At 57.7% G+C, this 23,189-nt stretch carries 23 protein-coding genes; 14 read left to right on the forward strand and 9 right to left on the reverse strand.

Annotated features, from left to right (window positions below; all coding sequences use genetic code 11):
- Positions 1-16 precede the first annotated feature (16 nt).
- Together gyrB and ACR0AO_RS12555 are read left to right on the forward strand one after the other, a co-directional pair.
- Positions 17-2,434: a DNA topoisomerase (ATP-hydrolyzing) subunit B gene (gene gyrB / locus ACR0AO_RS12550; RefSeq protein ID WP_480604013.1), complete on the forward strand. Its 2,418-nt coding sequence runs from the start codon at positions 17-19 to the stop codon at positions 2,432-2,434.
- Between the two features lie 378 nt (positions 2,435-2,812).
- Positions 2,813-3,091, forward strand: coding sequence for a hypothetical protein (locus tag ACR0AO_RS12555; protein ID WP_480604015.1), 279 nt, complete (start codon positions 2,813-2,815; stop codon positions 3,089-3,091).
- Between the two features lie 234 nt (positions 3,092-3,325).
- Here the strand turns inward: ACR0AO_RS12555 and ACR0AO_RS12560 are convergent, their stop codons facing one another.
- Positions 3,326-3,868: a PACE efflux transporter gene (locus tag ACR0AO_RS12560; RefSeq protein WP_480604017.1), complete on the reverse strand. Its 543-nt coding sequence runs from the start codon at positions 3,866-3,868 to the stop codon at positions 3,326-3,328.
- Here ACR0AO_RS12560 and ACR0AO_RS12565 point away from each other — a divergent pair.
- Complete coding sequence (locus tag ACR0AO_RS12565) at positions 3,856-4,758, forward strand: LysR family transcriptional regulator (RefSeq protein WP_480604019.1); 903 nt, start codon at positions 3,856-3,858, stop codon at positions 4,756-4,758. The genes ACR0AO_RS12560 and ACR0AO_RS12565 overlap by 13 nt on opposite strands.
- On the opposite strand, the gene ACR0AO_RS12570 is transcribed toward ACR0AO_RS12565, so the two are convergent.
- Positions 4,755-5,636 carry an SDR family oxidoreductase gene (locus ACR0AO_RS12570; protein WP_480604021.1) on the reverse strand — a complete coding sequence of 294 codons (882 nt, stop codon included), beginning with the start codon at positions 5,634-5,636 and terminating at the stop codon, positions 4,755-4,757. The genes ACR0AO_RS12565 and ACR0AO_RS12570 overlap by 4 nt on opposite strands.
- Before the next feature lie 158 nt (positions 5,637-5,794).
- Here ACR0AO_RS12570 and ACR0AO_RS12575 point away from each other — a divergent pair, with 158 nt between their 5' ends.
- From ACR0AO_RS12575 to ACR0AO_RS12590, 4 genes are all read left to right on the forward strand, one after another.
- Positions 5,795-6,136 carry a hypothetical protein gene (locus tag ACR0AO_RS12575; protein ID WP_480604023.1) on the forward strand — a complete coding sequence of 114 codons (342 nt, stop codon included), beginning with the start codon at positions 5,795-5,797 and terminating at the stop codon, positions 6,134-6,136.
- 150 nt (positions 6,137-6,286) lie between these two features.
- The gene (locus tag ACR0AO_RS12580; RefSeq protein ID WP_480604025.1) at positions 6,287-7,897 is read left to right on the forward strand and encodes a Mu transposase C-terminal domain-containing protein; all 1,611 of its coding nucleotides are present in this window, start codon (positions 6,287-6,289) and stop codon (positions 7,895-7,897) included.
- Positions 7,898-7,913: 16 nt separating this feature from the next.
- Positions 7,914-8,795 (forward strand): TniB family NTP-binding protein, encoded by an 882-nt coding sequence (locus tag ACR0AO_RS12585; protein ID WP_480604027.1) that lies wholly within the window; start codon positions 7,914-7,916, stop codon positions 8,793-8,795.
- Positions 8,792-9,643 carry a TniQ family protein gene (locus tag ACR0AO_RS12590; protein ID WP_480604029.1) on the forward strand — a complete coding sequence of 284 codons (852 nt, stop codon included), beginning with the start codon at positions 8,792-8,794 and terminating at the stop codon, positions 9,641-9,643. Before ACR0AO_RS12585 ends, ACR0AO_RS12590 begins: the two co-directional genes overlap by 4 nt.
- 352 nt (positions 9,644-9,995) lie before the next feature.
- On the opposite strand, the gene ACR0AO_RS12595 is transcribed toward ACR0AO_RS12590, so the two are convergent.
- The 5 genes from ACR0AO_RS12595 to ACR0AO_RS12615 are packed head-to-tail and all read right to left on the reverse strand — an operon-like array spanning position 9,996 to position 13,345.
- Positions 9,996-10,625: an NAD-dependent epimerase/dehydratase family protein gene (locus ACR0AO_RS12595; protein WP_480604031.1), complete on the reverse strand. Its 630-nt coding sequence runs from the start codon at positions 10,623-10,625 to the stop codon at positions 9,996-9,998.
- Positions 10,626-10,656: 31 nt separating this feature from the next.
- Positions 10,657-11,136, reverse strand: coding sequence for an SRPBCC family protein (locus tag ACR0AO_RS12600; RefSeq protein WP_480604033.1), 480 nt, complete (start codon positions 11,134-11,136; stop codon positions 10,657-10,659).
- A gap of 11 nt (positions 11,137-11,147) precedes the next feature.
- Positions 11,148-11,612, reverse strand: coding sequence for a hypothetical protein (locus tag ACR0AO_RS12605; RefSeq protein WP_480604034.1), 465 nt, complete (start codon positions 11,610-11,612; stop codon positions 11,148-11,150).
- 5 nt (positions 11,613-11,617) lie between these two features.
- Positions 11,618-12,451 carry an oxidoreductase gene (locus ACR0AO_RS12610; protein ID WP_480604036.1) on the reverse strand — a complete coding sequence of 278 codons (834 nt, stop codon included), beginning with the start codon at positions 12,449-12,451 and terminating at the stop codon, positions 11,618-11,620.
- A 12-nt stretch (positions 12,452-12,463) separates the two neighbouring features.
- Positions 12,464-13,345, reverse strand: coding sequence for an oxidoreductase (locus ACR0AO_RS12615; protein ID WP_480604038.1), 882 nt, complete (start codon positions 13,343-13,345; stop codon positions 12,464-12,466).
- A 31-nt stretch (positions 13,346-13,376) separates the two neighbouring features.
- On the opposite strand from ACR0AO_RS12615, the gene ACR0AO_RS12620 reads away from it, so the two are divergent.
- Entirely contained in the window at positions 13,377-13,988 is a 612-nt protein-coding gene (locus ACR0AO_RS12620) for a TetR/AcrR family transcriptional regulator (RefSeq protein ID WP_480604040.1), read from the forward strand.
- Between the two features lie 423 nt (positions 13,989-14,411).
- On the opposite strand, the gene ACR0AO_RS12625 is transcribed toward ACR0AO_RS12620, so the two are convergent.
- The gene (locus ACR0AO_RS12625) at positions 14,412-15,380 is read right to left on the reverse strand and encodes a LysR family transcriptional regulator (RefSeq protein WP_480604042.1); all 969 of its coding nucleotides are present in this window, start codon (positions 15,378-15,380) and stop codon (positions 14,412-14,414) included.
- A gap of 24 nt (positions 15,381-15,404) precedes the next feature.
- Here ACR0AO_RS12625 and glyA point away from each other — a divergent pair, with 24 nt between their 5' ends.
- Both glyA and ACR0AO_RS12635 read left to right on the forward strand, forming a co-directional pair.
- Positions 15,405-16,670, forward strand: coding sequence for a serine hydroxymethyltransferase (gene glyA, locus ACR0AO_RS12630; RefSeq protein ID WP_480604044.1), 1,266 nt, complete (start codon positions 15,405-15,407; stop codon positions 16,668-16,670).
- Positions 16,671-16,904: 234 nt separating this feature from the next.
- Positions 16,905-17,174, forward strand: coding sequence for a hypothetical protein (locus ACR0AO_RS12635; RefSeq protein ID WP_480604046.1), 270 nt, complete (start codon positions 16,905-16,907; stop codon positions 17,172-17,174).
- An 840-nt stretch (positions 17,175-18,014) separates the two neighbouring features.
- Here the strand turns inward: ACR0AO_RS12635 and ACR0AO_RS12640 are convergent.
- The gene (locus tag ACR0AO_RS12640) at positions 18,015-18,932 is read right to left on the reverse strand and encodes a LysR family transcriptional regulator (RefSeq protein ID WP_480604048.1); all 918 of its coding nucleotides are present in this window, start codon (positions 18,930-18,932) and stop codon (positions 18,015-18,017) included.
- Between the two features lie 103 nt (positions 18,933-19,035).
- Between ACR0AO_RS12640 and ACR0AO_RS12645 the strand changes: the two genes are divergently transcribed.
- The 4 genes from ACR0AO_RS12645 to ACR0AO_RS12660 all read left to right on the forward strand — a co-directional run bounded on the left by ACR0AO_RS12645 (position 19,036) and on the right by ACR0AO_RS12660 (position 23,155).
- The gene (locus tag ACR0AO_RS12645; RefSeq protein ID WP_480604050.1) at positions 19,036-20,001 is read left to right on the forward strand and encodes a tripartite tricarboxylate transporter substrate binding protein; all 966 of its coding nucleotides are present in this window, start codon (positions 19,036-19,038) and stop codon (positions 19,999-20,001) included.
- Positions 20,002-20,070: 69 nt separating this feature from the next.
- A complete protein-coding gene (locus ACR0AO_RS12650; protein WP_480604052.1) occupies positions 20,071-20,538 on the forward strand; it encodes a tripartite tricarboxylate transporter TctB family protein in 468 nt (155 codons plus the stop codon).
- Positions 20,539-20,544: 6 nt separating this feature from the next.
- Positions 20,545-22,059, forward strand: a complete 1,515-nt coding sequence (locus ACR0AO_RS12655) for a tripartite tricarboxylate transporter permease (RefSeq protein WP_480604054.1) — start codon at positions 20,545-20,547, stop codon at positions 22,057-22,059.
- On the forward strand, positions 22,052-23,155 hold the full coding sequence (locus ACR0AO_RS12660) for a lyase family protein (RefSeq protein ID WP_480604056.1): 1,104 nt from the start codon (positions 22,052-22,054) through the stop codon (positions 23,153-23,155). Before ACR0AO_RS12655 ends, ACR0AO_RS12660 begins: the two co-directional genes overlap by 8 nt.
- The last annotated feature ends 34 nt before the right edge of the window (positions 23,156-23,189 follow it).

The following is a 23,189-nucleotide window of genomic DNA, read 5'->3' on the forward strand; positions in this document are numbered from 1 at the left end:
TATAGGTACAGACGGCATGTCCGAAGACGCACAGGTGCGCCATGAATACGGCGCGGATTCCATCAAGGTTCTCAAGGGGTTGGAGGCTGTCCGCAAGCGGCCGGGCATGTATATCGGGGATACCGACGACGGCTCGGGCCTGCACCATATGGTCTACGAGGTCGTCGATAATGGCATCGACGAAGCGCTGGCGGGTCACGCCGACCATGTCACGGTGAAAATCCACGCCGATTCCAGCGTTTCCGTGGCCGATAACGGGCGCGGCATTCCGGTGGATATCCACCCCGAAGAGGGCGTTTCCGCAGCCGAGGTCATCATGACCCAGTTGCACGCGGGCGGCAAATTCGACAGCAACTCGTACAAGGTGTCAGGTGGCCTGCATGGCGTCGGCGTGTCGGTGGTGAACGCGCTCAGCAACTGGCTGGAACTGCGGATCTGGCGCAATGGCAAAGAGCATTTCGCCAAATTCGAAGGCGGCGAAACCTCGGAACATCTGAGCGTCATCGGCGATTGCGGCGACCGCACCGGAACCGAAGTGCGTTTTCTGGCCTCAACCGATACCTTTTCGAATCTGGAATATTCGTTCGAGACCCTTGAAAAGCGCCTGCGTGAACTGGCCTTTCTGAATTCTGGCGTTCGGATCATCCTAATCGACGAACGCCCCGCCGAGCGGCTGGAGACCGAGCTGTTCTACGAAGGCGGCGTCAACGAATTCGTCAAGTACCTTGACCGACACAAGACGCCGATGATGCCCGTGCCGGTTTATATCAAGGGCGAGCGGGACGAGATTGGCGTCGAAATCGCGATGTGGTGGAACGACAGTTATCACGAAACTGTGCTGCCCTTCACCAACAACATCCCGCAGCGTGACGGCGGCACGCATGTCGCCGGGTTCCGGGGCGCGCTGACCAGAACCATCAACAACTATGCCCAATCGAGCGGCATCGCGAAAAAAGAAAAGGTCAGCTTTACCGGCGATGACGCGCGCGAAGGGCTGACCTGCGTTCTGTCGGTCAAAGTCCCAGATCCGAAATTCTCGTCTCAGACAAAGGACAAGCTGGTCAGTTCCGAAGTACGGCCGGCCGTCGAGGGGCTGATGAACGAGAAACTGGCCGAGTGGTTTGAGGAAAACCCGAACGAGGCCAAGGTTATCGTCGGTAAGATCATCGAGGCCGCTCTGGCGCGCGAGGCGGCGCGCAAGGCGCGCGAACTGACACGCCGCAAAACCGCGATGGATGTGAATTATCTGGCCGGAAAGCTCAAGGATTGCTCGGAAAAAGACCCATCCAAGACCGAAGTATTCCTGGTCGAGGGGGACTCGGCCGGAGGGTCGGCGCAGACGGGCCGTGACCGGCGTACGCAGGCGGTGCTGCCCCTGCGCGGCAAGATCCTGAACGTGGAACGCGCACGGTTCGACCGGATGCTGTCGAGCCAGGAGATCGGCAATCTGGTGATGGCGCTGGGCACCGGCATCGGCCGGGACGAGTTCAACATCGACAAGCTGCGCTATCACAAGATCGTCATCATGACCGATGCCGATGTGGACGGTGCGCATATCCGCACCCTGCTGCTTACCTTCTTCTACAGGCAGATGCCGGAACTGATCGAGGGCGGCTATCTCTACATTGCGCAACCCCCGCTCTACAAGGTGTCGCGCGGCAAGTCCGAGGTCTATCTGAAGGATCAGGCCGCGCTGGATGACTATCTGATCCATCAGGGCGTCGAGGGTGCCGCGCTGAAACTGGGTTCAGGTGAAGAGATCATCGGCCAGGACCTCACCCGCGTGGTCGATGAGGCGCGGCAGCTCAAGCGCGTTCTGGACGCCTTCCCGACCCATTATCCGCGGCATATCCTGGAACAGGCCGCCGTCGCCGGCGCCTTCGTGCCGGGCGCGGTGGATGCCGACCTGCAGGGTGTGGCCGACAAGGTCGCGGCACGTCTCGACCTGATCGCGCTGGAGTACGAACGCGGCTGGCAGGGCCGGATCACTCAGGACCACGGCATCCGTCTGGCCCGTATCCTGCGCGGTGTCGAGGAAGTCCGCACACTGGACGGCCCGATGTTGCGTTCGGGCGAAGCGCGCAAGACCGGCAGTTTCACCCAGAGCCTGCAGGAGGTGTACAATACGCCGGCCACCCTAATACGCCGCGACCGGTCGCAGGCGATCCATGGCCCCCTGTCGCTGTTGCGGGCCATTCTGGAGGAGGGCGAAAAGGGCCTGTCGCTGCAACGCTACAAGGGACTGGGCGAAATGAACCCCGATCAGTTGTGGGAAACCACGCTTGACCCGGACGCGCGCACGCTGCTGCAGGTGCGGGTGGATGACATGGTCGAAGCGGACGATCTGTTCACCAAGCTGATGGGTGACGTGGTAGAACCGCGCCGTGAATTCATCCAGCAAAACGCGCTAAGTGTTGAGAACCTGGATTTTTAAGGATTTGTAGGGATCCCCATAGCACTGCGGATACCCCATAGCTTTGCGGAATCCGCCCAAAGTTCTGCGGTTCGTGTTTTGACCCTTGTTGGTTTTTCTCATGATGCCCCGCCGGCAGTTGCGGGGCATTTTCTTCTCGGCAGTTTATTCAGCAAGCTCGGCCGCGCCCGAAATGAGCAAGCCTTCCACAATTGGAGCCAGGCATGAGGCAGGGGCATGCGTCGCAAAACGTTCGCCATAGCAGCCCGGCTTCCAGGGTATGCCCGAAAATTGGGATTCAATCTAATCGACTGCTGATAGAAGCTTTGTAAGATCTATGAGGAACCAGCAGCGTGACTGACGAACACAGGGCATGGGCACCGGCACACGACGATCCCCATGGATGAAGTGGATAGGTTGCGTGACCTTCGAGCTCGTTTTGTTTCTTCAAGGGATGCAGGCGAGTTCCTCGGTGTTGCCAAGAAGCAGTTTTCGCTTCTGATCGAAGGCGGTTTCATTCAAACGGCATCCGAGGATGCCAAGCATCCGCTCGTGGATGGAACTGTTGATCTACCCGCGCTCGCTGCGTTGGTGGGCGGGATCCGCAATGAGCTGGCGCCTGCCCCTCCAAACGGCGGGCAGGTACCCTCCAGCTATCACGCCGGATTCGCGAGATGAATCCCCACAGGGAATTGTGCAATAAGCCTCCACAAATCCAGAGTTCCCGTCGGATGCATATGAATACAAACGGATTTTATCAACCCGGACCGGGCGTTCGCAACCAAGCTTTGCTGATTCCGAGATGCGCAACAAATCTGCCGTTCCAGACTCGAAAGGCAAAAAGAGCAGGCAACCCAAAGTGGACGTTGCGCTGGTGGACTGTGAACCGAAAGAGACCTTCACACATTCTGGTCACGACAGAGGCTGATTGGCCAGTTTCACACGAGACCAATCAAACACGATATTGAACACAAACGAATAGATTGTGACGATGATAATCAGCACCACCTCCAATTTCACCGTACCCCAAATAGTCAGACCCATTGCCCAGGCGAGAACAGGCAGGGTCAGGACGACAAAGGTGCCTTCGAACAGCAGGGCATGCGCTACCCTCACCGCCGCCGTTTTTTGCGTGTCCTGCCGGATGTTCGCCAAATACCAATCAAATATGGCGTTAAAGATCACGTTCCACAGCAGCGCCGCCAAGGAAAAGAAAACCCCCATGATCAGCGATTTCTGCACATCGGCATGCGAGATCAGCGGCAGCAAGAGGGCGATGCTCAAAAGCGCGAATGTCTCATACAATAGGGCGTGTACTATCCGTCCTGCAAAGCTCATGGGTATTCTCCCGGGTTCAAGTCTTCGTGGAACTGTTAGTACATTGAAGGGATCAATAAAGGCGGATACTATCGTGAAAACCGATAGAATATGGATCACCTCTGATGCGCGCGTCATTTGAGCAATTGGAAGCCTTCGTCACAACTCACAGCGAAGGGTCCTTTTCCGCGGCAGCCCGAAAGTGCAACAAGGCGCAGTCTGTGATCAGCACCCTGGTGGCCAATCTTGAGATTGACCTGGACGTCGAGCTGTTCGACCGCAGCCGACGGTATCCGACCCTCACCAAGGCAGGAGAGGCGTTGATTTCCCAGGCCGAAATTCTGTTGGAACGCCGCAGCCGGTTCCTGGCCATCGCCGATGCCCTGTCCACGACCCTGGAGAACCGCGTTACGCTTGCCATGGCGCCGCACATCAAACTGGCTAACCTGGGAGAGATCATCCGAACCTTCAGTGCTGAGTTCCCGTCTGTTGATGTGGAAATCCAATCCATCACCGCGGGAGAAATTCAGCGATTGATCACCGAGGGTTCATTGGATCTGGGCATTATTCTGGAGCCAGAGGGTATCCCTCAATCGCTCGATTTTCGCTCATTGGGCACACTCAGGCTGATCTGTGTCAGCCATCCGGAATGCCAGCTTGCAGAAATGCCCTCGGTTTCGTGGGAAGAATTGCGCCTGCACCGTCAGATATTGCTGAAGGAGGCCGACAACCCCAGCCGCGCCATTCTCAAGGCTTCACCGTCGGTTTGGCAGGTTAGCAGTGCGGCTGAGGCCATCGATCTTGTGCAGGCCGACCTGGGGTGGTCGGCGCTGCCATTACACGCGGTGGATGCTTATGTTCAGACCGGCGCGCTGAAAATACTGCCCCTGCAATTCGAAACCAAACCCTATGCCGAACGCTCGGTGGATATGGTCTGGTCATTCGAAAAGCCAATGGGTCAGGCAACTGCCAAGCTGATGGAACTGCTGGCAGAAAGCGCCGTCATTCAGAACTCCACCGCGGCTTAAGCCTCGCTGCGAAGCTCCGCGGCGAATGAAGCGATGGTCTGTGATGGCGCTCCAAGAACCTCACGGGTTTCATTTTCCACCTGCTCTTCCCGTAGCTGTTGCACGAATGTCAGAACGTGTTCGATGAAAGCCGCCTGCTCTTCCGGCAGCCCCATCTCGCCGAGCGCTTCCATTGGCAACTCAATCACCTCTGCCTCCGGAGCGTATGACGCCAAGAACTCGGTCGCCGCCTCGGTGTAGGTCTTGGCTTGCCGACCCTGAACGGCGAACTCTTTGTTTTTGGCCTCGTCATTGCCAATGGCATTAAAGACCAGTTCCGCCAGATCGCTGGAATTGGTGAACCAGATCGGATGAACGTGCCTTCCGATTACGGCCAGCTGGTTATCCATCAAGAGCTTGGGCAGGGAGTCCAGAAAGAACGAGCAAAAGAAGAACGTATAGGGAATGCCGGACGCCTTGATGGCATCGATCCCGCCCTGGCGGATCGCATTGGTGCCATAGGCCATGCCCTCGGTCGAAAACTCGGGATATGCGTAGTCTACCCCGGCAATTTGCATGATGTGTTGCACGCCAGCTTTTTTTGCTGCGCTGACGATATTGATCACGCCCTCCCGTTCCGTGTGGAACGGCAGACTGGTGTCCAGCGACTCGGTGTTCAGGGTGATGTACAGCGTCTCGGTTCCCTGCAACGCCGAAGTCAGGCTGGCCGGATTCGACACGTCGCCCTGAGCAAGCCGAACATCTGCGGGCAGAACAGATTTTGCCGCCGCCGGGTCTCGCACGATAGCGGTCACCTCCACACCTTTTTCGACTAGTTTGGCGGCTACGCGATGCCCCAAATGCCCAGTGGCGCCGATGATGGTGATCTTCTTTGTCATAGTGATTTCTCCTGTTTCAGCGACGCTTCTACAGGCAAGATTGCAATACATTTAGTTACAATCCATCTGGTTAATAGATACTATTTTGGGTAAAATCTGAGCGAACCTGACAGATGCAAAAAAGTGTGCCCGTTGGCTGTGTCCGGAGCTATTTCCGCTTGCGCGAAGCGACGCCGGCCTTGCAAAGTCAGCTTGCTGCGAAACGCTGCCACAGAAACCAGGCGCAGCATTTGGCAGTATGGCTCAACGCCGTCATTCAACGAAATGCCGCGAGTAACCGATTTGCGCGAGAAGTTGTTGAAGTTCTGCCAGAAATTCTGGCCGAGGCGGGTGAGGCCGAGTTCTTTGAGAGCGTGCCGGATAGCTACTCCGGGGCGATGGTCGCCGCGGGACATCTGGATCAGGACAGCGCACAGCGATGGTCTGCAGCACATCTTGATGCCTCCGAAAGGGGCACGTTTTTCGGGTCGTACAACTTCATGACCTATGTTGTGACGTAGCACTTAACGCCAAGACAGCGCACTCAATGATTTCAAGTTGATGGACATGCACTTAATCGTAAGACTTAGCACCTAATCATAAGACTAGGCTTGGAATCTAGCAGTTTATTTGAGACTGTGGCTCCTGTCTCCAACCGAGTCTGGATTGCCATGTCCGATCCTCTTCCAGAAGAAATCGATGATGCGCTCTGGCAAGAGGCTTGCCGCCGGGCGGATGCAATCCGCAAGGTGGTGAAGGGTAGTGACGAGCAGACATCGGCGGCTGAGATTGCCGACCTTTCGAAGGAGTTGGGCCTCAGCCGGGCCTCAGTTTTCCGGCTGATCAGGTTGTTTCGGGAAAGCGGGACGGTCATGTCCCTGGTGGACCGCAAGCCCGGTCGGCGAACCGGCCATCGCGCCCTGGATGCAGAGCGTGAGAAGATCATTAATTCTGCGATCAAGGCGTATTATCTGCAGCCAACCCGGCCCTCGGTTGCGCAGCTGGTGAGGGATATCGAAACCGACTGCCAAGTTGCCGGGTTGAAGCCGCCACATCGGCGGACAATCGAGGCGCGCCTCAAAGACGTGGACATACGCAAACGTGCCAGGCGGCGTGGCGAGCACAAGATCGAGAAAGCCGCCACAGCAGTGCCCGGTGCTCTGACGGCATCGCGTCCGCTTGAGATCGTGCAGATCGATCACACGAAAGCCGACATATTCGTCGTCGATGAGGAGACGCGCGAAACGATCGGCCGCCCCTGCCTGACCCTTGCCATGGATGTCTTCACCCGGATGGTGACGGGGTTCCACCTCTCGATGGATCCGCCATCGCGCCTGTCGACCAGCCTGTGTCTGTTGCATTCAGTCTATGACAAGACAGGCTGGCTGAAGGAACGCGAGATCGACGAGCCCTGGCCCGTCGCTGGCCTGCCGGAAAAAATACATGTCGATAACGGCGCCGACTTCCGAAGCCGGGCCTTCAAGCGCGGCTGCGAGAATGCGGGCGTTGCCATTGACTGGCGCCCGCCGGGGACACCGCGCTTCGGCGGGCATATCGAGCGGTTGATCGGCACACAGATGGGGCGGCTGCACCTTCTGCCCGGCACGACATTCAGCAACGAACAGGATCGCGGCGAGTATGATCCTGAGCGACATGCGGCCCTGAGTTTGCGCGAGCTTGAAAGGTACATCGCGCTCGACATTGTCGGTTCCTACCATCAATCGATCCACGCTTCGCTGAGCCGCCCACCCCTTGCGGTTTGGCAGGAGCACGAAGGAGAGATCCCGCTCCGGCTGCCGGAGGATCGGCTAAGATTCTGGCTCACTTTCCTGCCGGAACAAGAGCGAACCCTGAGACCGACGGGCATTCATCTCTTCGGCCTGCGGTATTGGTCTGCCGCGCTCAGTGCCGATGTCGGGCGAACCAACCGACGGCTGTTGGTCAAATACGATCCACGCGACATGTCGCGTGTGTTTGTGCGACGGCCCTCTAACAACTTCGTCGAGGCACGCTATGCCGACCTGACCCTGGCGCCTATCACCATGCATGAAGCTTTGACCGCGCGGCGCACGCTAAAAGAACAAGGGCGGCGCGAACTGAACACCCGCGCGATTGTTCGAACTGCTCTTGAGCAACGCAAGCTGATCGCGGAGGCGGTCGCCAGGACGAATGCTGCCCGACGGGGAAAGAAGGCTACAAGACCAGCTGCTGATGACAGGGAACTGGGCACGCTTCGCGGTATCGACTCCAGCAAACCGGTGCCTTTTGTTGAGGACGAGTAAATGAGCTGGAGCGATTATGAGCAATACGATTCCCCACCTGACCGCCGATGCGGCGGCGCTGCTTTCTGAAACAAATACAGGGCGCATACGCGCCATCCGGTCGCGCCGCTGGGTTCTCTACCCACGCGCCAAGCAAGCCCTCGACCGTCTCGAGGCGCTCCTTGAACACCCCAAAGGAACGCGCATGCCCTCGGTCGCGATCTATGGCGACAGCGGCATGGGCAAGACGATGATCATGAAACGGTTCCGCGACCAGCACCCGCCGGTCTTTGATCGCAGGACCGGAGTCCTGAAGACTCCGGTCCTGGCCATGGAGATGGTCAGCCGCCCAGGGGAGCGTCGGTTCTATGGCGAGTTGCTTACCCAGCTTGGCGCGCCGCTGGCCCCACGGGCCGACATTGCACAGATGGAACAGGCGGCCTTGCGGATCATGGGGGCCATAGGCCTGCAGGTCCTGGTGATCGACGAGGTCCACAACATTCTTGCAGGAACCTATCGCGAGCAACGCATCGTCCTGAACACGCTTCGCTTCCTGAGCAATCGACTTCAGATCTCGCTTGTCTGCTTTGGTGTCAACGAAGCTAGGGAAGCCATAGGTGGCGACGTGCAGCTGGCACGCCGGTTCGAGCAGCTGACCTTGAGCCGGTGGGCAGCCAATGACCAGTTCGAAACGTTGGTCGCATCGATCCTGCGCAACACGCCGCTGCACCAACCGTCGGTTCTGACACCAAAGGCTCTGCGCCGCATTCTGCAGATCACCGATGGCATCACCGCAAATATCTTCCACATGCTGGGCAGCCTCGCAATTGAGGCCATTGAGAGCGGATCTGAACGGATCACAGACGATGCCATCGCTGCCTGGGTACCGGCCTTCGATACTGAAGCCGCCTTCGCATGAGCGCCCCGTTGCCCGTCATTTTGCCCCCTGCCCCAGACGAGCTCCTGTCCTCCTGGGTCAGTCGGCACGCAGCCTTCTACGGGGTCACACCCCAGACCATGCTGCACCATTGCCTGCGCGAGGCCGCGTCTCTTCGCGCTGTCGACCTTTGCTTGACAACCGACCAGTCACACCGGGTCGCAACCATGTTCTCTATTGATGCCAAGGCCGTGCGAGGCATGACCTTCGAAAAGGCGACAAAACCCATGCATCGGTTCATCGCTAAAGGCCCGATCCAGAGCTGTGCAAAATGCACCCCAGCCATGCCCGGACCCGTCGCGATCCGGCGAAGCCAGTTGCAAGGGTGGCGGATCACTTGCCCGATCTGCGCAGGCCGGCTCCGCAATGGGACCAGACCGGACTTCAGCAATGCCTTGGCACCATATCACGATGCCGCCCTTCAGGGCGAGAAACTGCTTCACGACGAAGCCTATGGCGGCAGACGGACTTGGGGCTCGCCTATGGCATTTGCGCGGGTACTGCTGATGCGGCGGATACCCTGGCCGCTTCCGCGTGAAAAAGATCTCTGGCGCTATCGTGTTCTCGGCGTCCTTGTTCCCGAGTTCGACACCCTTCTAGGCGAGATGGAGTCATTCCACCACACACCGAAACATCCGATCCTACCCCTCCACATCCGTCCAGCGCTCCTCGCAGGCGTCGCCATCGTGGAACGCTCTGGGCCGGAAATGCTGAAGATGCTCGAAGGGCACACCTTCGGGGTAAACAGGGATAAGTTCATCCAGGCAACCAATCATTTGGTCTCTCCAGCAGTCGAATGGGGGCCACCGCGACAGATGCAGTTGATGTGAGAAGGCAGCAAATCGAGTCTCATCGTTAAGTGCTACATTTTTGCAAAACCGCCGCAGTCTTACAGTTAACTGCTACGTCACATATGTTCTGTGCAAGGCCTGAAAATCACGTCATCGTAGTCAACTGATCGTGGAAGCGGAGCGATAGGCTCTCTGAAGGCGCAACCGGGATCGCCCGACTAGGTTGATTGGATGATGTCCAGGGGCTGGAGGCGGATCCTGCGCCGTCTTAGCCGAGTGTCTGCAAAGCGCGACGAAGCTGATGTTGGTGCGAATTGCTCCAATAGCGGTTTGATTGGAGGCAGCCTCCCTCGAAAGCTCAAACGATCGGTCTCAGGATCAGAAAAACCAATCAACCTAGTAGTGCGCGCATCTCACCGTTTTCCAAGACAGCCAACGACCGAGGATCGTGAGTGACAGTTCTGAGCATCGCGTGCGCGAGCTCGTCGGCGGTCACACCGATGGACGGCATCAGACGGTGCAGCGGTGTGAACAGATAGTCTGCCGGTTTCCATCTGCTCACCCCAGATGGGGCGATGTAGCCAGGGCGGAAGGCGAACTTCCGGTTGAGCATTGACGCGAAGAGAGCCGTCTCGGCCGCTCCTTTGATCCGCAGCGCATAGGACATGCCGCCACCGTCAGGCCGTGCGCCCTGGGCCGAGAACAGGCAGAACGTGGCGTCCGGCACCGTAGCCTCGCAGGCCCGCAAGAGAGCGGCCAACCAATCGACGGTGATCTCCGAATAGGTCTCCTTGTTCACGCGGGCCGAGTAGGTCGCCAGGCAATGGAACACAGTGTCGATACCGGCCAGATGTGGAGCGTACGCGTTGGAGTCGTCGAAGTCGGAGAAGGTGATCTCGGTCAGTTTGGCGTGGGTTTGACCCGAGGACCTCCGCCCAAGGGACACAACCTCTGTCGTGCATTCCGCCTTCAGCAACGCAGCGAGGACAGACGAGCCGACCATGCCAGTTGCACCTGTCAACAAGACGCGCCCGAGGGGTCTGACGGCGGGATTATCCGGCACTGCTGCGTCGCTCCGATTCTGCCTTCAGGCCGCGATTAAAGGCCCCGTAGCCGTCGGCATACATCTTGGCCAGACGTCCGCCCATCAGGACGGTCATGCCGCCCATGATCTCATCAGATTGCACGAACCGGGTCTTTCCGTCTTCGGTCGCCTCGACTTTGAAATGATGATTGTCTCGAATACCTCCGGGACCTTTTTCCGCCCAGTAGAATTCCTCGCCGTCCACCACCGTGATCTTGTGGTCTAGCTTTGTGAGCTTGGCTTTCATTGGATCAATCTGGAAAGCCACCTTGACGGTTGCGCCGTCAGAAATTTGACCTTCGATCCCCACCAGGAAAGTGGCCCATCTGGCGTAATTCACCGTATCGGTCAGCACCGACCAAACAATTCCCGGGGCGGCGTCGATGAGGATGTCGGTGTAGATTTTGTGATGTGAGAAACTGACCTTTTCGGTGCGTCCGGTTTCCATGATCGTCACTCCTAACTTGGTTGAGGCTGCAAAGGCGCGGCACGATCTACCTTTTGAAAGGTGATCCTCCCGAACCGGTCCTGCATGCGCCGCGACCGGAGGAGGTAGATGGAGATGACGACATAGTTGATGCATTCCTGAACGAAGTTGCGATAGCGGTCGGGGCTCTCCAACATGTCGAAGGTTTGAACCGCACACATCGTTGCCAGGGCGGTAAACATCACCAGCATCGCAATTGGCGTGCAGCGCCAGCAAGTGGCATAGCCGGTGAGGTAGGTTGCGCCCGAAGCGGTGATGACGATCCAGTTCAGCACCTGCATGCCTCGCGGGAAGGTCTCGTTCTGCAACGGCATCAACGGGGCGAGACCAGTGAAGTACTCGAGCCAGCCCAACAAACCCCAGCCCAGCATGACGGCTGACGCCAGAACGATCAGGGTGTCGAAACCCTGCGACAACCTAGTCAGAACTAAATTCATCGCCCTCACCCCAGCATCCGCATCATGAAGCGGTCGAACATTCGATCACTAAGGATGCGGCGAAAGAAGATCGCCTGTCGCACCCCAACACCTGCCGCATAGCGAGTCTTCGGGCGCGGAGCCTTAATCGCCGTCAGGATCGTGTCGGCAATGACCTTGGGCGGGGAAGCGGTTCCCCGCTCGGCACTCATATTGCGGAACCATTCCGCCATCTTCCGCGCGATGGCGCTGTAAGGGCCACTGCCGGAGGTCTCAAGCAACGGGTCGATAAATCCACCGGTGATTTCCGTGTCAATGGCCCCTGGCCGGATTACAACCACGTCGAGGCCGAACTGTGCCGTCTCGGCCCGTAGGCAGTCGCTGAACCCCTCCAAGGCAAACTTGCTCGACACATACCAAGCGGCCAATGGGGCGTGCACTTTGCCCTCGCCAGAGGAGACATTGACGATCTTGCCCCATCCCTGCTGGCGCATATGCGGCAGCACAAGCTGGGTGAGACGACCGAGGCCAAAGAAGTTCACGTCGAACTGGTAGCGGGCCTTGTCGATGTCCGTCTCTTCAACTGAGCCGTAGACAGAGAGCCCGGCATTGTTGACCAGGATATCAACTCCGCCATGGTCCCGTTCGATCTGCTGAACCACGGCAACCACGTCTTCTTCTTTTGTCACGTCCATCTTGATCGGGATGCAGCCAAGGGCCTTCAGATCGTCCATGGCACCCACACGTCGGGCCACCACGTAGACGAGGTATCCGTCCTTGACCAGCACTTCTGCGGTGGCTTTGCCGATGCCGCTGGAAGCCCCGGTCACGAGCGCGACCCGCTTTCCATTGCTGTTCATCGTTCGCTCTCCTCAGACCAAGAGCGTCTGACCGGTCATCTCTTCCGAGAGTTGCCAAAGGCGCCGCGCAACCGCGTTGTCGCTACAAACCGGGTTGCGTGTCGCGACGCCAAGCTCTCCGCTCATCTCTTCCGGACCGGTTGGGCCGTAGAAATCACCTCCTTCCACGGTGTCTGACAACGCCGCAAAGAGAGACGGCTTAGCGGCATCCAAGTTCGAGTGAAGAAGATGCGCCACCTGGGCCTTCATCGCCTCCCGTTCCTTTTCTCCAAGGCCTTGGAAGAGCCCGGAATCCGACCCACCCGGGTGAACCGTAAGAGACTTCAATGCCTTGCCTGCGGCTTCGAGGCGACGGTCCAATTCATCCCCAAACAGCAGGCAGGCCAGTTTCGACTGTCCGTAAGCCGCCAGGGGGTCGCCGCCGCAGTTCAGGTCATCGAAGTGAATGCTGGCCCCCTTGTGCGCAACGCTCGACAGGGAGACGATCCGGGAGGCTGGGTTATTCGGGATCATGTCGATCAACAAAGCCGTCAGCAGGAAGTGGCCCAACTGATTGGTGGCGAATTGCAACTCGACACCCTCAGCATTGGTCTGGGCAGTGTAGAGCAGGATGCCAGCGTTGTTGATCAGCACGTCCAGCTGCCCGTAGCGGGTCCGGAATTCCTTGGCGTAGGCCCGGACCGAGGCGAGGTCACTTAGATCCAAGATCATTATGTCGAGCGACGCGCTCGGCACCCGGCTCAGAACCTCGGCTTTGGCGGCCTCGGCCTTCAGCTGGCTGCGGCAGGCCATGACAACATGGAACCCGGCCTGAGCCATGCCGATGGTGGTTTCAAAACCGATGCCGTTGTTGGCTCCGGTCACGATAGCGGTCTTTTGGGTCGGCTTGGTCACGCTGCATCTCCACAAGGATTACAAATGATGTATGATTGTAAATGTTGACGCTCATCCAAAAAATGTCAATATGTTCCTCATGAAAAATCGTGATGCGCACATCCTCGACGCCGCAACCCGTCTGTTTGTCCGCTTTGGCGTTAAGCGGACAAGCATGAACGACATTGCCGAAGAAGCGGGTCTGTCGCGGCAAACGCTTTACAAAGCATTTGCCAATAAAGAAGAGGTGTTACGGGCCACGATCCGGTCATTGGCGGACAAAGTTGTAGTGGACGTTGAGGCAGGGTTAGAGAAGGCAAACGGCTTGAGCGCGCAACTCGACGTGATTTTCCAACACACCGTGATCGAGCACTACGATTTCCTGCAATCCTCCCCCAATGCGGAGGATATTATCGCAGGCGTATCCGCCTCCTCCCAGAACGAGCTGGAAGCCGGCGCCCAGCGGAACACTGAAATTGTCGTAAGGGTCCTAGAGCCGTTCACCGATCAGCTTGCCCAATCTGGTCTCACGGTCGATCAGTATGCAGATTTCATCCAACGCACCGCGACAGCTGCGAAATACGCTGCCAAAAGCCGGAAGCACTTGCTGGAGCTACTGGCGGCGCTCCGCGCTTCAGTGCTGAAGGTGACCGGCGCCAATTAGAAAAACGGTTTCCCAAACGCCAACGCCTTTGAGGTGCTGGCACACTGCCAGACCGCTGCCGAAAGAGCCGGAACTGAGCAAGCCAGAATTCAGACCTTCCTGGAGGACGCCGTTCAGGGTGACTTTGAACACTTGTTACGTGTGGTGAAAAGCGCGGTCGGCAGCAGCAATTCAGCGATGCCGCCATCCAGACTTGCCTGACCTTGAAAGTGTTGTTCGGGTTCGGGTGCCATCATGGGCTGCGTTGGCACCGGTGCACTGATTTTTGCCGAAGCCGGCTTGCTTTCCCGCGTTCCCGCGGCTGATCATTTAGGCGCGCTGCGCAGTAGATTGCGGAAGGTCAACAACTTGACGACGCCGATCATTGTGACCAGATCCTGCCGCCACGTGATGCACCACGGTTTTTGGGCGGGCACAAGACCTTCACAATTCGTCAAGCAGAAGGGATTTTATCTCTTCAAACGCGGGTGATCGACTAAAGGCAGACGTAAATCTGGCCACCATTTTGCGCGGCAGCACCAGCGATCCGTCAAACGGCCGAACCAGATCGCCATTGTCCAACAGGTCCCGCACCAGTACTTCGTGGGCCATCAATACACCACCACCATGACGAGCTTCTTCCAGGGCGACTGAATACAGGGAGTGCATCGTGCCCGACTGATGCATTGCGCCACCGTCCGGGTGTGTGTTCAGCCACTTTTCCCAATCCTCCGCCCATGATCCGTCGTGTAAAAGTGTTTCCTTCGACAGATCAGATACAGACCGCAGCCTGGCAGCCACGGATGGGGCGCAGACCGGAAAAATAACGTCGTCTGAAATGGCAATCTCATTCTTTTCAAGTGTTGGACCGGTAAAGAACAGTGTCATGTCAAACGGTTCACGAGCAAGATTTGGCGGGGATTCAAGCGCCACGACGGAAACAGAAATATCCGGCGCAACCATTCGCAGCTTTCCCAGTCGAGGCGCCAGCCAGAGTTGCGCAATTGACGGTAGTGCCGCCACTTTGATCTTTTTCGGCAACGCTCTGCTCCGAAGCTCCTGAACCGCCGTTCCCAATTGATCAAAGGCCTGACTGAAGCCCGGCAATAGTTCTTCGGCCAGCGGCGTCAACACGATGCCTCTGGCGTTTCGCGTGAAAAGTTGGGTTCCTGCCCAGGCCTCCAGGGTTTTGATATGTTGCGTGATCGCCCCCGGTGTCACCGATAGCTCCTCCGCGGCCGCAGCGAAACTCCGCAAACGGGCCGCCGCTTCAAAGGCGCGCAAAGCATTAAGATGTGGGCCTTTCGGACGGCGGGGTGAGAGAGACATGAAATCGAGCCTTAGTTTTTCTGCGGCAAATTTATAGCAATACTGATTTGCTTTGACCAGCGATACTCCGGATTCTTGATCCAACGAAACCCGTCCGGAGGAGCTCCAATGTCGCGGCATTTTATGACCCCTGTCATGGCGACCGATCCCGTCGTCGCAGAAGCGTTGGTTAATGAAAAACAGCGTCAGCAAGATCAGATCGAACTGATCGCATCCGAAAACATAGTCAGCCGTGCTGTGCTGGACGTTCTCGGCCACGAGATGACCAACAAGACGCTCGAAGGCTATCCGGGGAACCGGTTTCACGGCGGCGGCCAATTCGTTGACGTCATTGAACAGGCTGCCATAGATCGCGCGAAAGAACTGTTCGGCTGCGACTATGCCAACGTTCAGCCCCACTCGGGCAGCCAGGCAAACCTGGCGGTGTTCTTCCTGCTGCTCAAGCCGGGCGACAAGGTTCTGTCGCTGGATCTTGCAGCGGGCGGCCACCTGAGCCATGGCCTCAAGGCCAACCTGTCCGGGCGCTGGTTCGAACCGCACCATTATGGGGTAGATGCCGAGTCCGAGGTCATCGACTACGACGATTTGGAGAAACTTGCGGAAGAAATTCAGCCCAAACTGCTGATCACCGGCGGCTCGGCCTACCCGCGCGAAATCGACTTTGAGCATATGGGGCAAATCGCCAGGAAAGTCGGTGCCCATTTTCATGTGGACATGGCACACATCGCGGGTCTGGTCGCAGCTGGAGCACACCCTTCACCCTTCCCTCACGCTGATATCGTGACCTGCACCACGACCAAAACGCTGCGTGGTCCGCGCGGTGGGCTTATCCTCACCAACAACGAGGAATGGTTCAAAAACCTTCAGTCTGCGGTTTTCCCCGGTGTTCAGGGTTCGATCCACAGCCAGGTTCTGGCGGCAAAAGCCGTTTGTCTTGCAGAAGCTCTTACAGACGAATTCAAGGAATATGGGGCACAGGTTAAGGCAAATGCCACCAAACTGGCGGAAACACTACAATCCCGCGGCCTGCGTATCGTGTCCGGCGGCACGGATACCCACCTTGTGCTGGTAGACCTGAGCCCCAAGGGGATCACCGGAAAGCGCGCGGAAGTTGTCCTGGAGAAAACCAACATCACCGCAAACAAGAACGCGATTCCGAACGACAGCCCGCGACCCCCGGAATGGGTTGGCCTGCGCCTGGGCGTCAGTGCGGCGACCACCCGTGGCATGAAGGAAGCTGAGTTTGAAGAACTCGGAACCCTGATCGCAGACCTGATCGAAGCCGAAGCAGCGGGTGACACTGAGGCCACCGTGGCACGCTCAAAGGCGACTGTGGCTAGGTTGTGCGCATCGTTCCCAACATATGCAGCGTAACCACTCCCGAGTGGCCAAATTTTCGGCCACGCCTTCTGCCCCGTCGCAATCTTTTGACGGGGCAATATGTAGTCACGGCACTGGTAGTGAATGAGTGAAAACCTCCGATGGGCATTGAATTGAAGGCACGGTTGCAAGCAGGCGATCCGGTTCATTTGGTCACCCGCAAAAAGTTGGCCCTGCGCAGGCGACTGGCCCTTCCCGATCTGAAAAAGTTGCAGAGGCAAACAGCAATTGGGCAAAGCTGACCCCTTTGCTGCAACATTGCTTTCCGCAATTGGAGACCACCAACGGGCTTTGATCTCTGAATTGGTTGAGCTGGCCCCCAGTGATCTAGAGTTCGGCTTTTCTCAGGGGCGCCAATTTCTCAAGGCCGGTCACACCTTGCCGGTCGCTGGTTCGGTAAAGGCCCGAGGCGGTATTTACGAAGTGTTCATGCACGCCCTTTCTCTCGCGCGTAGCCAGAAAGATCGTCACAATCGTGAACGCTCTCGTCAAATCTAGACAAAATGGTTCCCTCAGACCGCCTGAGAACAGCAGTTGCTAAGACAACTTGGCGATAGCCTCAGTTCAGTATTTTGAACCACATCCGAATTGAAAAGGCTGGTAGCGTAGTTTCGATAATGCGGGAAGAACGCACAGACTTTGACAACACAACTGCTTAGACTGCTTCATCGATTTACTGTGAAAATTGGTCTGCTCACTTTCGAAAGTTTTGGCTCTTCTGAGTATCCGTGAGGGTAAGTAGTCTTTGGGGACGAAATATCCATGGGCCGCACTATGATCCAGCAAGTCAATCTCCAAAGCCTATCCAGCGGGCATACGCTGGGTAGGCTTTGGATGCTTTGAAAACCTGTTTCTCGTCTTGAACTTGCCATCAGAGATGTGACAGTTCGTGGGTGCTTTTAACGCATCGAAGGCAGAGACTTCTGGATACCGCATGCGAAGCCGAGTTGGGTGACTAACAATCCAGAAGTGCCCGCGCGTTCGGCAAACTCGTAGATTGTCATATGTTGCACGAGGCGAGCAGCTTGGATCATAAGACCAGGCACCGCTGCTACTTCCGCGGACATTTCGTCACGCGATAATCAGCTGATACTTGATCAACGCTAACGTTAGGAGGGTCTTCGAGTTGCTCGCCAAGACTGCCGTGCTTGAACTTCTCATCACCCTGATCTGGCATTTGCTTACTCTTCGTTGTGACAAGCTTACAGCATAAGCTCTACCAACAACTTTTTGACATGATGTATTTGACGCGAGTACTAAACCAGATTGGGCGCACAGCAGTCGTTCGCTGCATTTCCTGAGAATTTTCAAGATTGTTGCAAGATGACAAAGGCGCAATCAAAGGGCGAGTTCAAGTGTCGGGCTTTGTTGTGCCAATTCCTCTACGATTTCAAACAGCGCCTCTTCAAACAGAAGAAGGGCATCTGGCTTTGTACCGTTCAACGGGTAGAGAATGCCGAACGTCATCCAGCGTTCTGGCACCAAAGGCACAAGCGCAAGTTCATTTGACCGGGTTTGAGCGGCCACCAACTCGTCTGCGATTGTCACGCCAGCGCCCTCTGCAACAAGCGAGCAAGCGAGTTGAGATGCGGCGACTTCGCAAGTTTGTCTGGGTGTTACACCTGCCGAATGAAAAAAATCGTCCAGTTGGTCGCGTAGCAACAGGCCATGCATCAGGCGTATGACGGTTTCGTCTGCAAGGTCATCCGCTGTCAGTTCCTCTCGGGATGAAAGTGGATGATCCATGGGTAAAACGGCTTGTGCTTTGACACGCAGCAGAGGTTTGGTAACAATTCCAGGGTGATCGACAGGCAGCGCACCAATGCCAATGTCGTATTCTCGCCCCGCCAGCCATTTTCCGGCTTCGCGCCGCGCCCGAACATCGAGGTTGATATTGATGTCGGGGTTGCGCTTCATAAACCGCGCCACAGCTGGGGCCGACAGTGATTGCGCGATTCTGGGCATGGTTACGATCCGCAGAGTTTCGGTACGCCCCACCCGGATCTCGGCGGCGATGCGCGGTATCTCATCCAGGTTGTCGAGAATCCGTCCGGCCTCTTTATAAAAAGCCAGCCCTTCCGCCGTCGGGGTCAGGTTGCGCCCGCTGCGATCGAACAATGTCAGTTTCAATTCGGCTTCCAACCCTGAGATCAGACGACTAATGGCTGGCTGGCTGAGGTGAAGAATGTCCGACGCGGCGACAAGCGACCCTTCGGACAAAGTCGCGCGAAACGCGCGCAGGGCCTTGATGTTCATGTCTTTAAGCTTTCATTTTTTGCAAGATTACATAACATCTTTGCATTTTTTACAATTGATGTTTTGGCGTAATTTGATCCCAAACTAATTTGGGAGGCTACTCATGAAACGCAGAACGCTTCTTGGCGCCGCAATCGCCGCCATGGCCGTCACCGCAACCGCCACTGCCACTGCAAGCTTTGCCGCAGACTGGCCGAAACGGCCGATTAACCTGGTTGTTCCCTACAAGGCAGGGGGCGGCACCGACGCCTATGCCCGCGCCATCTCAGCCGCAGCAGAAGGCGTGCTGGACGTTCCGGTTGTTGTCGTCAACAAACCGGGGTCGGGGGGGTTGAACGGGGCCAATGCCGTGATTGGCGCACGACCTGACGGGTATACTCTGATGATGACATCCGGGGGCTCATTCCTGTTGTCTACCATGACACGAGACTCCGACATTGATGCCTTGGAGAGTTTCGATTTCGTCGCCCAGGTCGGGCAGTTGCAGACTTCGTTGATGGTGCCCGTCAACAGCCCGTTCCAGACCGTTCAGGATGTAATCGACGCGGCCAAGGCGAACCCCGGCGAATTGCGGTGGGCGCATTCAGGGCGCGGTGGGTTCCACCATGTCGGGGGGCTGGGTTTTCTGGCGAGCAACGGGATCGAGGCACAGGATGTGCCGTTCAAAGGGGGCGGGCCGACCCGGGCAGCGTTGATTGGTGAGCAAGCGGATTTCGGCTTCCTTGGTGTTCAGCAACTGGCCGGTTTCGAAAAGCAGCTGCGCGCGCTGGCCGTCAACAGCCAGGTGAGGGACGGCATCATGAAGGATGTCCCCGCGTTTGGCGAGCTGGGCATTCCTTTTGCCGCTGTGTCGTCACCCGTGATCGTGTTTGCGCCGAAAAGCACGCCGGCTGAGGTGATCGCTGCGATGGAAACCGCGCTGGAGCAGATCGCTGCCAAGCCTGAATTTGCGGAACTCCTCGCCTCACGCGGGACCGGTCCGGTCTATCAGAACGGTGAGGATGCCAAAGCGACTCTGTCGGCGATGAAAGATAACGCCACCCCGCTGGTCCAAGGCCTGACCAACTAAGCCCTTCGGGGCCGGTTCAACCATGGTTGCCCGGCCCCGTTTTTGCTGTAGCAATCCGGGAGGAAAGACATGCGTACCTATGCAGAAGGTCTGGTAATTGCGCTCATCTCACTCTTTGCCATCTGGGGCGCGTGGCAGGTACCGGCGGCGTCTGCGGGGGATACCTGGGCCGGGATCGTGCCGTTTTCGGCCGCGCTCGCCCTGCTGGTCTTGTCCGGGTTGATGCTGTTGGGTGCCGTGCGCCAGACGGCGGGCGACACGGAGCAGGGCCAGAACAGCGGGGCGACGCTGCAAATCATCGGTCTGTTCATCCTCGCGCTGCTTTACCAGCAGTCTTTTCGTTGGTTCGGCTACCTGCTGCCAACTGCCGTTGTGGCTCCGGTGGTGCTTTTTGTTTTCGGCGTGCGCAGCCGGATCGGTCTGGCCCTGTCCGTCATTCTTTGCCCGCTGGTTTTCCATCTCATCTTTTTTGTCCTGCTTGGCGTGTACCCGCCCTATGGCGAGGTCTTCGACCTGCTCAGCTGGATTCAGGGGTAAAACATCATGGAAATCTTTCCCGCACTTGTTTCGGTGATCACCGACCCCACGCTTCTGTTGGCGATTGTTCTGGCGGCGGCGGTGGGCATGGTGGTTGGAGCAACCCCCGGCCTGACCGCATCAGCGGCCATTGCGATGCTCTTGCCGATCACCTTCTACATGTCGCCCCTCTTTGCACTGGCGTTTCTTTACGTGATCGGCAAATCCGGCCGGTATGGCGGCTCGATCGCGGCCATCCTTTTCAACACGCCGGGTACGGCGGCCAGTGCGGCCACGCAGATCGACGGTTATCCGCTGGCCCAAGCAGGTAAAGCCGGAAAGGCGATGAAGGTGGCGACCATCTCGTCCATTATCGGCGACCTGATGGGGGATATCCTGCTGGTCATCGGGGTCGGTTTCATCGCTGCCATTGCCCTGAAACTGGGTCCGCCTGAAACCTTCGCCATCTATTTTGCGGCCTTCGTTGTGATCGGCTCGGTCATCGGCAGTTCCATCGTCAAGGGGTTGGCGTCGGCCTTATTGGGTATCCTGATCTCCATGGTCGGGCTGGATCCGATCTCGAGCGAGGAGCGCTATACATTCGGATCGTTCGACTTGTCCAACGGCATTGGCCTTGTGCCGCTGATGATTGGCGTATTCGTTCTGGGCGAAGTCTTTGCCCAGCTGGAGTCGCGCCGTAATGCGACCGGAGAGACCAAGGAAAACGAAAGCACCGAAGACGGCAACAGCCTGAGCTGGGTGGAATACAAACCCTGCCTGCCGCACGCATTGCGCGGCGGATTCATCGGCGCGGGTATCGGTGTTCTGCCCGGGCTCGGCTCGGCCATCGCCGCGTTCATTTCTTATGGAGAAGGCAAGCGCCGCGCCAGGAACCCCGAGATGTGGGGCAAAGGTGCGCTGGAAGGTGTGGCCGCGCCCGAGGCCGCCAACAATGCGGTGTCGGGGCCGTCGATGGCACCGTTGCTGACGCTGGGCATTCCGGGATCGACCATCGGGGCGATCCTGCTGGGGGTTTTCCTGATCCATGGCATTCAGGTCGGCCCGACCCTGTTCCTGACCGATAAGGAACTGGTCTACGAACTGTTTGCCTGCGGCATGTTGGGTATTCTGGCCTATGGTCTGATTGGCTATTTCGGTGCCACACAGGTTGCCCGCCTGATCCTGAAGATCCCGACCAATGTGCTGTATCCGTTGATCTTTCTGACCTCATTCGTGGCGGCCTATTCCGCCCGCGGATCGATGTTCGACGTGACTGTCATGACGGTTGCGGGGTTTGCGGGCTGGCTGATGCGGAAATACGACTTCAACGTTGCGGCCTTTGTGATTTCCTTTGTGCTGGCCAAAGGGGCCGAGGAAACCTTTCGCCAATCCCTGCTGATGTCCGAAGGCGGCGCGATGATTTTTGTCGAACGCCCCATAGCGCTGACGTTCATCATCGTCGGGCTCGCCGCCATGGCGTTCCGTATCCGTAGTATCGTCAAAGAACGCCGCATCGCACGCGGGGGGCTGGAAGATGCTTGAATACAGTATCTACCGGGATTGCTTTTCCAGCGCCGAAATGCGGGCGATTTGGTCGGAGCACGCGACGATTTCCGCCTGGCTCAAAGTCGAACAGGTTCTCGCTGCGCATCAGGCAGCCGCCGGGCTGATCCCGGCCAAAGCATCCAAGGCACTCGGAGCGGTTTCGGTCTGCGACCTGGATCTGGGGGAATTGCAGGCCGAGATGATGCTTGTCGGCCGTCCCATCGTCGGGTTGACCCGGCAACTGCGCAATTTGCTGCCGGACCACGCGGCCCATGTTCATTTCCGTGCGACCACGCAGGACATCATGGACACAGCGATGGCACTGCAGATGAAGCTGGGGCTTGCGCACGCTCAAATCGGGCTTGCCAGTGTGATGGCGGCAATCGACCAACACATCGCCTCCTGTCATGACACGATGATTATGGGCCGTACCAACGGTCAGCATGCCGTTCCGATCCACTTGGCGACAAAATTCGGGGTCTGGCGATCCGAACTGGAGCGCCGGTCCGGGGCTTTGGAGGCCGCGGCGGACCGGGGTCTGAATGTTCAGATCGGTGGCCCTGTGGGCGATCTGCGCGGGTATGAAAATGGCACAGGCCAGCAGGTCAAACAGGGCGTCGCGGCCTCGCTGGGGTTGAACGTGGTCGAGCCTCATTGGCAGAACGCGCGTGACGGGGTGGCCGATATTGTCACGGCCTTGGGCGGGCTGTGCGGGTCGCTGTGCAAGATCGCGCATAACGTCAATCAACTTTCATCTTCGGACATTGGTGAGTTCATCGAGGTACATGAACCCGGCAAAGGTGCGTCCTCGGCAATGGCGCACAAAAGAAACCAGAGGGCGTCGGAATTCGGCGAGGCAGTCGCCCGCCTGGGTCGCCAGCGTGCCGAACAGATTGGGGAACTTACCCTTCACGAACACGAGCGATCGGGCGGTGTCTGGATTGGAGAGTGGATCGTCGTGCCAGAGACGTTTCTGTTAACCTCAGGAGCGTTGCAATGGTCGGAACACATGTTGAAATCGCTGGTCGCCGACCCTGTTGCGATGGGGAAACTGGTGGCAGGCAGTCCTCAACCGGATGCGCCGCATTCATAGGTTTACATTCGCTTCGAAAAAGATGCCGATGATC

The organism is Ruegeria sp. AF8 (genome assembly GCF_056541825.1).